12 protein-coding genes and 2 tRNA genes are annotated in these 13,794 nt (G+C 50.2%); all 14 read right to left on the minus strand.

The window, feature by feature from the left end; all coding sequences use genetic code 11:
* Positions 1–1,194: a multidrug effflux MFS transporter gene (locus tag HMPREF1992_RS02065; RefSeq protein WP_037358069.1), complete on the minus strand. Its 1,194-nt coding sequence runs from the start codon at positions 1,192–1,194 to the stop codon at positions 1–3.
* Between the two features lie 17 nt (positions 1,195–1,211).
* The gene (locus HMPREF1992_RS02070) at positions 1,212–2,492 is read right to left on the minus strand and encodes a threonine/serine exporter ThrE family protein (RefSeq protein ID WP_021684157.1); all 1,281 of its coding nucleotides are present in this window, start codon (positions 2,490–2,492) and stop codon (positions 1,212–1,214) included.
* Between the two features lie 105 nt (positions 2,493–2,597).
* The gene (locus HMPREF1992_RS02075) at positions 2,598–3,605 is read right to left on the minus strand and encodes an ABC transporter permease (RefSeq protein ID WP_021684158.1); all 1,008 of its coding nucleotides are present in this window, start codon (positions 3,603–3,605) and stop codon (positions 2,598–2,600) included.
* Positions 3,605–4,621 carry an ABC transporter permease gene (locus HMPREF1992_RS02080; protein ID WP_021684159.1) on the minus strand — a complete coding sequence of 339 codons (1,017 nt, stop codon included), beginning with the start codon at positions 4,619–4,621 and terminating at the stop codon, positions 3,605–3,607. The genes HMPREF1992_RS02075 and HMPREF1992_RS02080 overlap by 1 nt, the downstream gene beginning before the upstream one ends.
* Entirely contained in the window at positions 4,618–6,120 is a 1,503-nt protein-coding gene (locus tag HMPREF1992_RS02085) for a sugar ABC transporter ATP-binding protein (RefSeq protein ID WP_021684160.1), read from the minus strand. The genes HMPREF1992_RS02080 and HMPREF1992_RS02085 overlap by 4 nt, the downstream gene beginning before the upstream one ends.
* 90 nt (positions 6,121–6,210) lie before the next feature.
* A complete protein-coding gene (locus tag HMPREF1992_RS02090) occupies positions 6,211–7,299 on the minus strand; it encodes an autoinducer 2 ABC transporter substrate-binding protein (protein WP_021684161.1) in 1,089 nt (362 codons plus the stop codon).
* 49 nt (positions 7,300–7,348) lie between these two features.
* Positions 7,349–7,795 carry an RbsD/FucU family protein gene (locus HMPREF1992_RS02095; protein ID WP_037358073.1) on the minus strand — a complete coding sequence of 149 codons (447 nt, stop codon included), beginning with the start codon at positions 7,793–7,795 and terminating at the stop codon, positions 7,349–7,351.
* Between the two features lie 58 nt (positions 7,796–7,853).
* Positions 7,854–8,417 carry an SIS domain-containing protein gene (locus HMPREF1992_RS02100; RefSeq protein WP_021684163.1) on the minus strand — a complete coding sequence of 188 codons (564 nt, stop codon included), beginning with the start codon at positions 8,415–8,417 and terminating at the stop codon, positions 7,854–7,856.
* A gap of 2 nt (positions 8,418–8,419) precedes the next feature.
* Positions 8,420–9,514, minus strand: a complete 1,095-nt coding sequence (locus tag HMPREF1992_RS02105; protein ID WP_231366942.1) for a LacI family DNA-binding transcriptional regulator — start codon at positions 9,512–9,514, stop codon at positions 8,420–8,422.
* A 112-nt stretch (positions 9,515–9,626) separates the two neighbouring features.
* Complete coding sequence (gene rbsK / locus HMPREF1992_RS02110; RefSeq protein ID WP_021684165.1) at positions 9,627–10,562, minus strand: ribokinase; 936 nt, start codon at positions 10,560–10,562, stop codon at positions 9,627–9,629.
* A 14-nt stretch (positions 10,563–10,576) separates the two neighbouring features.
* On the minus strand, positions 10,577–11,221 hold the full coding sequence (gene deoC / locus HMPREF1992_RS02115) for a deoxyribose-phosphate aldolase (protein ID WP_021684166.1): 645 nt from the start codon (positions 11,219–11,221) through the stop codon (positions 10,577–10,579).
* Between the two features lie 178 nt (positions 11,222–11,399).
* Positions 11,400–13,229: a glutamine--fructose-6-phosphate transaminase (isomerizing) gene (gene glmS, locus HMPREF1992_RS02120; RefSeq protein WP_021684167.1), complete on the minus strand. Its 1,830-nt coding sequence runs from the start codon at positions 13,227–13,229 to the stop codon at positions 11,400–11,402.
* Between the two features lie 358 nt (positions 13,230–13,587).
* A tRNA-Met gene (locus HMPREF1992_RS02130) sits at positions 13,588–13,664 on the minus strand.
* A gap of 2 nt (positions 13,665–13,666) precedes the next feature.
* Positions 13,667–13,752: transfer RNA gene (locus HMPREF1992_RS02135), tRNA-Tyr, on the minus strand.
* Positions 13,753–13,794 lie beyond the last annotated feature (42 nt).

Raw genomic sequence — 13,794 nt, forward strand, 5'->3', positions numbered from 1 at the left:
TTAGCTCCGTTCCACATGTTTCACTGCAATCATACGATAGAATACCAGAGCCCCCAGGCCATAGCCCGTCAACATGACAATCCCCATTGGAATCGCCGTATGATCTCCCGCACTCCCCACCAAGGGCATCATGCAAGCACCGAGGAGCATAGAGAAACAGCCGATGAGTGCCGAGGCGCTGCCCGCATTTTCCCCCTGCCGGGACAGTGCAAGTGAGAAACTCGCAGTCCCCATGACCGAGAGCGGGACGATCGTAAGAAATAGTACAACGAGAATCACGGCAAGCGGCGCTGAGAAACAGAATCCTGCAAGCAGCAGGACACTCCCAAACAGCGGCACAAGCACGGAATACTTCAGCATGACAATATCCGGAACCCGCCCCGCAAGACGCGCGGGCAAAATGCCTGCGAGCAGCAGCCCAGCCCCAATCACAGCAAAGATTATGCTGTAACCCTGCGGAGAAACCGCATAGATGTTTTGAAAGACAAACGAAGAACCGGAAAGATAGGAAAAGAATGCGCCAAATACAAAGCACTGCAGGAGACAGTGCCCGAGAAAGTACCGATTGCGCAGAAGCGTCGGAAACTTTTTCAGCGAATCCGTCATATTGGCGCTGCGTGCCTCCTGTGGAAGGGTCTCCTGATAGATGAGTGTAGCCCCTGCGAGAAATACACCGATGATCGTCAGGAGCACAAAGGCTGCACGCCAATTGGCAAAGAGCAGAATCTGTCCGCCGATGACAGGCGCGATGATCGGTGCAAATCCGTTTACCATCATGAGCACGGCAAAGAACCGCGTCAGCTCTGCTCCCTCGCAGACATCACGAGCAATCGCACGCGCAATGACGATGCCGCTTGCCCCCGCAAAGCCGGCACAGAAACGGAAAAACAGGAAGAGATGAATGTCCTCCGCGAGTACGCAGCCAAGGGTCGCTCCGATAAAGACCAGCATCCCGATAAAGAGCGGTCTGCGCCGCCCAAGAAGATCACTCATGGGACCTGCAAGAATCTGCCCAAGTGCCATACCGAGCGTCGTCATCGTCAGGGTCATCTGCACGAGCGAGGTCGAGACGCCGAAATCCGCCTGAACCTCGGGCAGGGCGGGCAAGTACATATCCGTCGAGAGGGGTGCAATCGCCGTCATGACCCCGAGAAAAATCGTCAGCCAAAAGCGCCTGCGTGCATCCATAGTCATAGATTCCCCCTTCCGTCTCATCCCTCATGCACGTTGCAGGAGATATCCTCGGAGGGCGAAGTTTTCTTGTTCTTCCGCGCCATAAGCCACGCCTTCATCGTCTCCCAGATGGCCGTTGCGATGACGATCCCCGCCGCAATCGAGACGGCATAGAGGAACGTCTTGAGGCCCTGCGTTCCAAACATTCCCCAGTCTGCAGAAACAGCATAGAACATCGTACGGTAGAGCGATCCGCCAGGCACCATCGCAATGACACCGATGATGAGAAAGATGGTTGCAGGACATTTATAGAAACGCGCCAAAATCTCCGCTGCAATCGTGGCAAATACCGCTCCTGCAAAATAGCCCGCGAACTCATTCCAGTCGAGCGCCAAGAACAGAATCGTAAATCCCCATGCCAGCATACAGACGACGGCACCCATCACCGCATCCTTAATATGTCCGTGCCAGAGCAGATGAAAGCAGAAGCCCCCGACAAACGAGGTTAAAAGGTAGACCCAGGTTGTCGTCTCGAATGCAATGATGGTACCAGTCGCACTGAATGCAAATCCCGTCGCAATGAGGAGGCTCAGGATGAATGCTTCCGCGCTCTTCAGGAGTCCGGAGATCGTCTCCTGACTAAACATATCGCGGATCGAGTTCATCAGTGCAAGTCCTGGAATCACAGGCATGATATTGCCCATGTTGATCGCGGCAGGATGAATATCAAGCCCTGCCCACATAAAGGAATTTGCAAGCATCCCGCCGACAAAGCTGAGCAAAACGAGTGCAAAATACGGATTGAGTTTTGTCTGACCGAGCAGATATTGAACGAGACGCAGGAGCACTCCTACAATGCCCGCACAGACGGCATCCTCCAAGCGCCCCCCAAAGAAAGCCGAGAAACTGGCAGCGATCACCGCCCAGTAGAACAGCGACGCCTTGAGGGAAATCGTGTCCATCGTATCGATCTCTCGGATACGCGCCTTGATCTCATCGGATGTCATGGGGCTTGCACAGATTTCACGGGAGAGCTGATTCAGCGCCTTGAGACGCTGAAAGTCAAAGTTCTGCCCCGGCACACGCCGCATCTGTGTAAGCACCCCAATATCTGCTCCGCGCAGTGTCACAACAATGCTGGATGTAATGACCATCACATCCACATGACGAACACCGTACGCACGGCATATAAAGTTGATCGTCCGCTCCACTCGGCTGACCTCAGCGCCTGTCACGAGCATACGCTGACCAATGTCAATCGCACGCTCAAGGATGTTGTTGATGTTGATTCTTGCAGTTTCATTCGTCATAATGAACATAGTTATAGCATGACTCAGCCCTCTTGTCATCTACTTCAAAAAAAATATTGCATCTTTTCCCCAAAAATAAAAGCAGCCGATTGCTCAGCTGCTTGAAGTATAGCGTCATCCCTGACTTGCCTTTGCCTTTTCGCGCTCATTGACAATGTGGTTGTAAATCAAAACGAAAATGAGCAGCCCGCCCCATATAATCTGACGGTAGAAGTTCGAAATGCTCTCATACATATTGAGCCAGCTCGAAATCATCTGCACAATCAGGACGGCAACAATGACCCCTTTCATGTTTCCTTTTCCACCGTACGGATCAATTCCGCCGAGAACTGCGATCAGGATTGCCTCCATCAGATAGGAAGCACCATAGTCTGCCTTTGCTGAGTTGAAGCGGCCAAGCATAATCAGGCCGGCAGCAGCACTCAGTACCCCGCTGATCATATAATTCGCCAGATAGAGGCGCATATTATTAAATCCAGAGAACGCAGATGCCTTCACACTCGTTCCAAGCATACGAAGTTTATAGCCAAGTGTCGTCTTCTCCATGATGAACGTTGCTGCGGCTGCAAAAACGACAAAGATAACGAGCGGCATGGGAATACCTAGGATTTTAGCGGACATAGTCCCCGCAATTTGAGGCGGAAGTCCGCCCAAGGTACTGCCATTGGTCAGAACAATGGCGCTTCCCATAAAGAGTGCCTGCGTTCCGAGTGTAGCAAGAATCGGCGTAATCCCAACTACTCCGACGAGAAAGCCATTCAGAGCACCGCACAACATACCAAAGAGCAGCGCTCCCAAAAAGGAGAGAAGAATAATAGTGACGACCGTGCCCTCCGAAGTTTCGGGGGTAATCATCACAGGGAGCACCTTTGCAACAAGCACGGCAGACAGATTCGCAACTGCTACAACACTAAGATCAATGCCAGCCGTATAAAGGGTAAACGCCATTGCAATTGCCATCAAACCAAATTCTGGAAACTGCTTTCCCATGGACTGGAAATTCGATACGCTAAGAAACAGGGATCCCTTTAGAATGGAGCAGAAAGCAAAGACGACAAGAAATACGATAAACATGCGCATGAGATTTTTGTCTCTGCGGAAAAGCTGCTGTAAAGCTTCCATTATTGCTTCCCTCCTTCTGTATCGGATATTTGAACTGTGAGTTTTCGGTTATTGCGCTTCATTTGCAAGGCCGAAACAGCAGTGCCGATAATAATGACAGCTCCCGTAAAGACCTTTTGCCACGTTGTCGAGATATCGAGGAGGATCAAGCTGTTGTCCATCACAGTAAGGAGAGCCATACCGAGAAGAACCCCCCATACAGTCCCCTTTCCGCCCTCCATACGGACCCCGCCAAGCACACAGGCCGCGATAACCGTAAGCTCAAGGCCTTCAAGATTGTTAGGATGAACTGCAAGCAGCATGGTAGAGCGCAAAACACCAATGAGCCCTGCCATACATCCAGAAAATGCATAGATGAACACGATTGTCTTAAAAACCTGGAATCCGGCGCGCTGGGCAGCCTTTTCATCCCCGCCGATCGCATAGATACCACGGCCAAGCATGGTGCGGTTCAATATAAACCAGCCCGCAAAGATCAAGAAAATCATGAGAATAATCCCGACGGGCATATCCGAGGTTAGTCCTGAGACAGGGTTCGTCACAGAAAAGAGCTTCATTTGCCCCAATTCATACAGCGGTGCGCAGAGCGGATATTCTCTTGACTTGAATACCCCCTGCATAATACCAAAACAAATACTGCTCGTTCCAAGGGTCACAATCAATGCGGGGAAGCGAAAACGAGCAATGATATAGCCGTTAACAAGACCAACAGCAAGACCAATGAGCATCGCCGCCGCAAAAAAGAGAAGCGGATTATCCGTCATCTGCTCCATACGCGAGCAAACAATAAACATGGACATGGAGGCAATCGCCGGAAAAGAAACGTCAACGCCTCCCGTAATGATGACAAACATCTCGCCAATGCAGAACATTGCAGGCACCGAGAAGGCGCGCAGCAGATCGACAGCATTGTTTCCGGTAAAGAACTGACCGCTTTTTGCTTGAATCATAAAGCAGAGGAAGAGCAATACAAGACCTACATAAAATTCGGTCGATGTAAAAATCCGCTTTTTCATGCGACATACCCTCCTTCATGAGCAAGCTCCGCAAGGGTGCTCTCCTCAAGCCCGTCCGTGGAAAGAGATGCGGCAAGCCGCCCCTGACGCATGACCATCACCCGATTACAGTTGATCAACACCTCCGGCAGGTCATCTGATATGATGAGAACCGTGAGGCCTTCTCTTGCGAGCTTGCGAACGCGTTCATAGATATCGAACTTGGCGCCAATGTCCACGCCTACGGTTGGGCCGTTGAGAATCAGTACATTCAGATCAATTGCAAGCCATTTCGCAAGCACGCATTTCTGCTGATTGCCGCCCGATAGTGTGCCAACGGGATCCTCAACATCATGCAGGGCAATGGAGAGTTCCTTTTTCCAGTGCAGAGCCATCTCGTCGATCTTTTTCCGATCAACAGCGCCAAATGCATTGGCGTATTCACTCCACTTTTCCGTAGAGATATTATCTGATATCGGCTGGCTCAAAAACAGCCCCTCTGTGACACGATCCGGAGGCAAATAGCCGATTCCGTTTTCTATTGCATCGCGAATACACGTAATCTGCGCAGGTTTTCCATTGATCTTGATCTCGCCGCTCTGCGCCTGATGATATCCAAAGAGCGCCTCGGCAAGTTCCGTTCGTCCAGATCCCAAAAGGCCCGTAATGCCGACAATTTCCCCTTTTTTCAGCTGAAAGCTCACATCTTTGAAGCCGTTTTCAAGATACAGATCCTTGACCTCAAGGACCGTAGGAGCATCTTTCTCCTCGTAGGAGAAGCGCTGCGTAACGATCTCTCGGCCCGTCATATAGTATGTGAACTTATCCTGATTGAGATCTTTCGTACTTCCCTCTGCAACATTATGTCCGCTGCGGAAAATTGTAAACCGTTCCGCAATCTCAAACACCTCATCCAGTTTATGCGAGACAAAGAGAACGGCGATACCGCGCGACTGCAGATCACGAATGAGGCAAAAGAGCGTCTCTACTTCCTTTTTTGTCAAACCGGTGGTCGGCTCATCCATAATGATCAAACGAGCATCATTGAGGAGAGCTCGACTGATTGCAATCATTTGACGCATGCCAAAGGTGAGATTTTCAACGAGCTCATCGAGATCAATCGTCATATTGATTTTGGAGAGTGCCGCAAGCGCAATCTCCCGCATACGCGCCTTATTTACAAATTTACGCCCCGATGCAACCTCCATATTCAGCGCGAGGTTCTCCTGAACAGTCAAATTGGGAAAGAGCGACAAATCCTGATAAATGACCTGAATTCCGTTTGTTATGGATGTCTGCGGTGTCATTCGGTCAAATGTTTTTCCGTCAATTTCCAAAGTACCGGCATCCGGCGTATAGAATCCAGAAATAATATTGATAATAGTTGACTTTCCGCAGCCATTCTCCCCTGCGAGGCAGTGAATTTCTCCCTTCCGTATTGAGAGGTTCACACCGTCAAGAGCCTTGACGCCGCCGAAGTATTTCTTAATACCTGTCGCCCTCAAAATGTAGTCAGACAAATCCCGCTCCTCCTTCCAAATACAACAAATACAGCAAAAGCGCAGAAGCCCGCCATGGACTGCCGCGCTTTTGCAGGGACATCCTATTGATTAGAAATTGTAGTTATCCACATTATCCTTGTTGATCGCAATCCAGCCTGCGCCCATGAAGAGACGCGGATTCTCCGGGCTGACCTGGAGCTTGCTGTACGACTTCAGACCAAGATCCATGCCGTCCTGCGGGGTTTTTCCCTCGAGGATCTGACGTGCAAGAACGCACATTGCATATCCCGCCTCTGCAGGATCCCACAGGGTGATGTAGGAGAGCGAGCCGTCCTTGATCAGCGTGCGGCACTCATTCGGCATACCAGTTCCGACAACGAACACCTTGCCCTTCAGTCCAAGCTCATTGATCGCACGCGCAATGCCCGGCGTATCCATGGAGCTGGTTCCAACAAATCCGGTGACCTCGGGATGTGCCTTGATGACTTCCTTTGCAACCTGATATGCCTTCTCCGAGTTGTTCTGAGACTCGACACGCTTTGGGTTGTCAAGCAGCTTCACATCGGGATACTTCGCCATCTGCTGTGCAACAGCGCCATTTGCCCACTCGTTCTGCGAGGCGTTCGTGAGATGAGCGACCATCGTCGTGTAGATTCCCTTACCGCCCATTGCCTCCTGGAGTTTGTCCATGATGAAGGCACCATATCCAGCGTTGTTAAATGCCTCAAGATCATAGTCTGCGTTCTTGCAGGTAGATCCCTCATGCGTAATAACGAGAATTCCCTTGTCACGTGCTTCCTTGAGGACAGGATCGCACGCTGCAGGATCCACCGGAACAACGCAGAGTGCATTGATATCCTGGTTGATAACATCCTGGATAACCTGAACCTGCTGCGCCGCATCCGTTGCTGCCGGTCCCTTCTGGTAAGCATTGATCCCGGTGTCAGCCGCGTACTGCTTCACGCCTTCTTCCATGCGCGCGAACCAGCCGTTGGAGGAATCCTTAACGACAACGGCGATCTTCCAGTCCTTCTTCTCACCCTTCGTCGCAACATCAGTCGTCTCAACGACACGTGCCACTGAAGCCTTGTCCGCCGGGGCAGCAGCCTGTTTCTCACCGCCCCCGCCGCATCCGGCAAAGGACAGGCAGCAGGTAACCCCAAGAGCTACTGCCAAGAGTTTCTTTTTCATGTTCATGATAAAATCCTCCTTGCTTTATACACCGGGAAAGACAAAATGTGTTTCCCTACATAACACCTTTTTGCAAAATTACGCAGCCATAGGGCTGACGCTCCCCTGTTGAGATCGTCACAAAAGCTGTCTTTGCCTTATCATAGAAGCTAAAGCGGTCAATAAAACCAACGCAGTCCTCGCCCTCTGGCACGTTGTCCTTGACAGCAGCGATAAAATCATCCCAAACCTTTGGACGACCGATCTTCGCGCGCATCTCGTCCATCACATCCATAATCAGCACAGGATGTTTTTCATACTCGGTATCGAGCGGCATAAGCTTCAGGATGCCATCGAGCATCTCCGCAGCACCAATACCGTCGGCATTGATTGTAATGCCATTTTTTGCCATGGACACCGCCGGATAGAAATCATCCGCAATCACGACGAGATCTCCATGTCCCATGTCTGCCAGCGCCTTCAAAAGGTCTGGACTGATGCACTTTGGAATACCTTTTAACATAAGCATTGCCTCCAATCCAATATCAGCTCATGGATATGAAAGAAAAGAATACGCATGATTACTCGATGTTGCGGTGACGGCTCTCCATTGTTTCGGGGGTCTCATGAAGGCGCTCCGTCAACATGATTGCCAGGATATCAAAGAGAAGAAAGAGATGCTGCTCGAAGAGATTTCCCATCGGCTGTTCCGACGGAATAGTACGTGGATCCTTTCCCTTGTATACCATTGCAGGAACGAAGAGACAGGCATCTGCTTCGGACGGTGTGCGCTCATTCGGGGCGCCTGTGATAACAAGACGCCGAGCGCCAGTCCGTCCTGCCTGGTCCAGCAGATAGTCAATATGACCAATACACCCAGAACCGTTGACTGCAATAAAGAGATCTCCAGTCTTCATCCCAGGAGTCGTATCATCCCAGAGCCAATGTGTCTCTTTGCCAAGATGCATCAGCCGCATGGCGAATCCACGCGATGCAATTCCCTCTCGTCCGGCACCCGTAATGAATATGCGCTTGGCTGAGGCAATTTCCCTCATTGCACCGTCAAGCTCCTCCGTGGACTGTGCTGCAAAAACATTTTTGTGCTCAAGAAGTATCGTTTGATAAAGCGCTTCATAGCTTTTCATCTTTATGATTCTCCTCTCCACTTTTCAGAACCTCGTAAAATTAATTTCGTCGGAAGAAAGATCTCATGACGTCCAGAGGCCTCTGAGCTTTCCCCCTCTTCCGCCTCAATTCGACGCGTAAGAAGGTCAATCGCATTACGCCCCATGCGGTAAACATCCCGATCGACAACGCTGAGAAAAATTCCTCCGTAATAAAGCATCTCGATCTCGTCAAATCCGATCATGGAAACATCTTTGCCCAGCTTCATTCCAGACTCTATAAAATATCGGAGGCATCCGAGCGCCGTCATATTATTCGAGGCAAATACCGCGGTCGGAGGAGACTCCTGCTCCATCATTTGATGCATCACAGCATAGGCACGCTCCTGGTGAAAATCCCCCTGTGCAACGTATCGCATATCGACCTTCAGATTCCACTTAGCAAAAGCGGCCTGATATCCGAGCCACCGTTCGTTCCCCGGGCGGGAATTCTCAGGACCACGAATGGTAGCAATGCGGCGATGGCCTTCCTCCAGCAGACATTCTACTGCATCCATTGCCCCACGAAAGTCTTCCGTAAACACCCCATCAAAACGACCATGCTTGAGACTGCGGTCAATCAGAACAACAGGAACCCCAGAGTCCTCGAGTGCAAGGAGCCGCTTGCACGTTTCTTCGTTATCGGCATCCACGGGGATAACTAGGACGCCGGAGAGGCGCTCTGTCTTTACCGAATCGAAGAATCGATGCTCCTTTTCAATATTGTCATCTGTTCCATAGAGAAAAATGTTGTAACCACTTTCATCAGCTGCATTTGTAATACCACGCAGCAGCTGTGAGAAGAAGGGATTCTCTATATCTGGTATCAAAAAACCAATATTTCCAGTGTTTCCCGTACTGAGTTTTCTTGCTATAGCGTTCGGTGTATAGTCAAGTTCTGCAATGGTTTGCAGAACCCTTTTCCTCGTTGCTTCTCTGACATGAGGACTGCCATTTAATACACGCGACACCGTCGCCGAGGAAACCTGCGCACATCGGGCAACATCGTAGATATTAACACTCATTGCTGCGGCTCCTTTTAGGGACTCCATGCCATCTCCTGAGAATAACTTCACCACATAGGAGGAAAATGAACAGGGATTCCATAAATTTGTAACCGATTACAGCTTTAGTTTATTTGGTTTTTTTAGAATTGTCAACTCAATATTGACCTAATATGGGGCTTTGTTGTTATAAAATTTGGGGCGGCTGATTCTTTTTGAGAAAGTCCGCCAATTCTTCTGACGACGGATAGGACATTTGCGTTCCCTTTCGCGTAACACTTAGGGCTGCAAACGCAGAGGCCTTCTGCATTGCAGCAAGAACATCAGAGTCCTGGACATAGGTGCTGGCAAAACAGCCAATAAACGCATCCCCCGCACCGGAGGTATCGACAGCATTCACACGGTACGCCTCAACATATTTTTTTTCTTTCTCGGTCATCCAGAGTGCACCACGCCCCCCCAATGTGACGATCACATTTTTGAGACCTCGCGCGATCAGCGATGCTGCAGCATGCTCCACATCCTCCCGTGTTTCTGTCGGCATCCCAGTAAGAATAGCAAGCTCCGTCTCATTCGGTACAAAGAAGTCACACTCACAAACCTTGTTTATGTCAAGGCTTTTCGTCGCAGGTGCCGGATTCAAAAGAACTGGAATACGGTTCTTTTTTCCAAAAGAGATGGCATGATAAACCGTCTCCAGGGGGATTTCCAATTGAAGAATGATCATCTTGCATTTTTTTAGGTCTTCCTCTGCTGCATCAATATCTGCTGGCAGAAGCTTATTGTTTGCGCCCTTGATGATCAGGATGCTATTTTGTCCGCTCTCATCCACAAAGATTGGCGCAACTCCACTGGACATGCCAGGAACCTTTTGAACATAGGTTGTGTCAATGCCATATTTTTTGAAGTTGGTGATGGTGTTGTCAGCAAAAATATCGCTGCCAACCTTCGTCACCATCAGTACATCGATTCCACAAACGGCCGCAGCGACCGCCTGATTCGCCCCTTTTCCTCCGCAGCCTATCGTAAAGTCAGGAGCCTCAAGCGTTTCTCCGAGAATCGGCATGCGCGTAATATAGGAGGTCAAATCCACCATATTCGAACCAATTACTGCAATTTTCATATCGCGTCCCCCTCTTATCCCGCAACGATCTTAACGCCGCTGCTCGTACCAAGCCGTGTAGCTCCCGCAGCGACCATTTCCTCGGCATCGACACGGCTGCGAACCCCTCCGGATGCCTTGACCCCCATTTTCTCTCCCACCGTTTCGCGCATCAATCGAACATCATCCGCGACGGCTCCGCCTGTAGAAAATCCAGTCGATGTCTTCACGAAATCGGCGCCCGCCTCCTGGGCCAAGCGACAAGCAATGCGCTTTTCTTCATCGGTGAGAAGACACGTCTCGATAATCACCTTTGTAAGCGCTTTCCCTTTTGCTGCATCGACAACACTTTTGATATCAGCACGTACGTAGTCGTAATCCTGATCTTTCAAACGCCCGACAGGAATCACCATGTCGACTTCTTCTGCACCGTCTTCAATTGCCGTTTTCGCCTCGAAAGCCTTTACTTCAGAGGGGGTTGCTCCCTGAGGGAAGCCGATTACAGTACACGTTTTTACACCAGTTCCCTTTAGTTTTTCTGCTGCATAAGAAACCCAGATGGGACTAACACAAACCGACGCAAACTGATATTCTTTTGCCTCTTTCAGGAGTTTATCAAGATCTGCTTTCTGTGCCTCTGTTTTGAGTAGGGTATGGTCAATCATTTTTGCAAAATCCATACGATCCCTCCTAGAAATATTAAGAATTTTCAATGATGAAATTTTAGCATTCTTTTTGTAGATTGTAAAGGCTCTAATATTTTGCCAATGTATCTTTCGCTTCTCTTATTGAATTTCTAAATAAATACAGCAGAACGGCCGGGATCAGCCAATTCTGCTGTATGTCATTTATTCAGCTTTACTCTACGGTAACGGATTTCGCAAGGTTGCGCGGCTTGTCTACATCGCAGCCACGTGTGATTGCTGCATAGTAGGCGAGCAGCTGCAGTGGAATCACTGAGAGAATCGGCATGATGAACTCATCCGATGCAGGTACATGCATAACGTGATCGACATATTTCTCGAGTTCCATATCCCCCTCTGCCGCAATACCGATGACAACAGCATCACGCGCCTTTACCTCTTTGATGTTGGAGAGTGTCTTTTCATAGACGCTGCGCTGTGTCGCGAGTGCAATCACAGGCACTCCCTCAACAATCAGGGCAAGTGTTCCGTGCTTCAGCTCACCTGCTGCATATGCTTCAGCATGAATATAGGAGATCTCCTTGAGCTTGAGTGAGCCCTCAAGGGACACGGCATAGTCGAGACCGCGTCCAATGTAGAAGACATCCTCGTTGAAGCCATATCGCCTAGCGAAGGTCTTGATCGGATCGACGTCGGACAGAATCTCCGAGATCTGTGACGGAATCTCCTGCAGCTGCATCACAAGCTCTGCCGTACGCTCCTGTGCAATCGCCCCTTTGATCTCTGCCATGTAGAGTGCAAGCATGAAGAAGAGGACAAGCTGCGTCGTATACGCCTTGGTCGAAGCAACGGCGATCTCAGGCCCCGCCCACGTATAGACAACCTGATCCGCTTCACGTGCAATGGAGGAGCCGACCACATTCGTGATCGCAAGCGTCTTTGCTCCACGGCGCTTCGACTCCTTGAGCGCGGCAAGCGTATCGCTCGTCTCACCAGACTGGGAAACGACAATGAGGAGCGTATGCTCATCGACAATCGGGTCACGGTAACGGAACTCCGAGGCAACATCCACCTCAACGAGAACGCGTGCCATTTTCTCGATGTAATACTTGCCCACAAGACCTGCATGATACGCCGTTCCGCAGGCAACGATATAGATCTTGTTGAACGCGTTCAAATAGTCCGCATCCCAAGCAAGTTCTTCGAAGGAAACCGCCTTCTTGTCTGCCGTGACGCGCTGACTCATCGTATCGCGTACCGCCTTCGGCTGCTCGTGGATTTCCTTGAGCATAAAATGCTCATATCCGCCCTTCTCCGCCGCCTCAGCGTTCCACGTAACCTCAAACACTTTCTTCGGCACAGGAGCCCCCAGATGGTTCGTCACCTCGACTCCATCTTTACGGACGAGAGCAACTTCTCCATCTCCAAGAATATACGTACGGCGTGTACGAGAAATAATCGCTGGAATATCGGAGGCAATGAAGTTCTCCCCCTCACCAAGCCCAATGATGAGCGGATTGTCCTGCTTCGTACAGATGAGCATGTCAGGATGCTTGCGGCTCATAAATGCGAGCGCATAGGATCCCTCGATCCGCTCTAAAACCGCGCGTACAGCAGCAACAAAATCTCCTGTATAGACCTCCTCTATGAGGTGAACAACGACTTCCGTATCCGTTTCGGATTTGAATACATGCCCCTTTGCGACGAGTTCTTCCTTCAGTGAAAGATAGTTCTCGATGATGCCGTTGTGTACGATGGCAAAGTCGCCGTGGCAATCCGTATGGGGGTGTGAGTTGACATCAGACGGACGCCCATGGGTTGCCCAGCGTGTATGACCGATCCCAAGGCTTCCGACAGGCATATTCCCCTTGATCTTTTCGCGCAGCGCTGCAAGACGACCAACGCTCTTTTCAACGCGGATGTTCTCACCATTGTAGACAGCAATTCCCGCCGAGTCATACCCGCGATACTCGAGCTTCGAAAGACCATCCAACAGAAACTCTGCTGCCTGACGATCTCCAACGTAACCAACAATTCCACACATAAAAAATACCTCCTGACAGAAAAGATTTCTCTCAGGGATTTCGCTCCATCTGCAGCTTTGTCCACAGGATCGCCCCTGTGCTTTTACCACAGACTCTCGACAGAGCGTGCCGGAAGGCATCCGCTGACGGCTCGACAACCTTCTCCTCGTCCTCTGAAATACCCCATTCTATTTCAGAGCCAGCGCTAAGAAACAATTTCTTTTCAGTATATGAAATCCCCATATACCGCCATATTCGACGATATACAGGGACATTCTATCCGATATCATACAAGAAGTCAATCCGTCTGAAGGGAGTCTCATGTGCCAATAAAAAACTCAGCCAACTCTATTGAATCGACTGAGCTCTATTTTTATATGGTGGCGGCACAGAGATTTGAACTCCGGACACTGCGGGTATGAACCGCATGCTCTAGCCAACTGAGCTATGCCGCCAGTGGTGGGCAGGGATGGATTCGAACCATCGTAATCCGAAGATGACAGATTTACAGTCTGTTGCCTTTAACCACTCGGCCACCTACCCATAAGCCTCGACAAGTATATGCGATAATACGCTGTCTTGTCA

It is taken from the genome of Selenomonas sp. oral taxon 892 str. F0426 (genome assembly GCF_000468035.1).
In the GTDB taxonomy this organism is placed as follows: Bacteria; Bacillota; Negativicutes; order Selenomonadales; family Selenomonadaceae; genus Centipeda.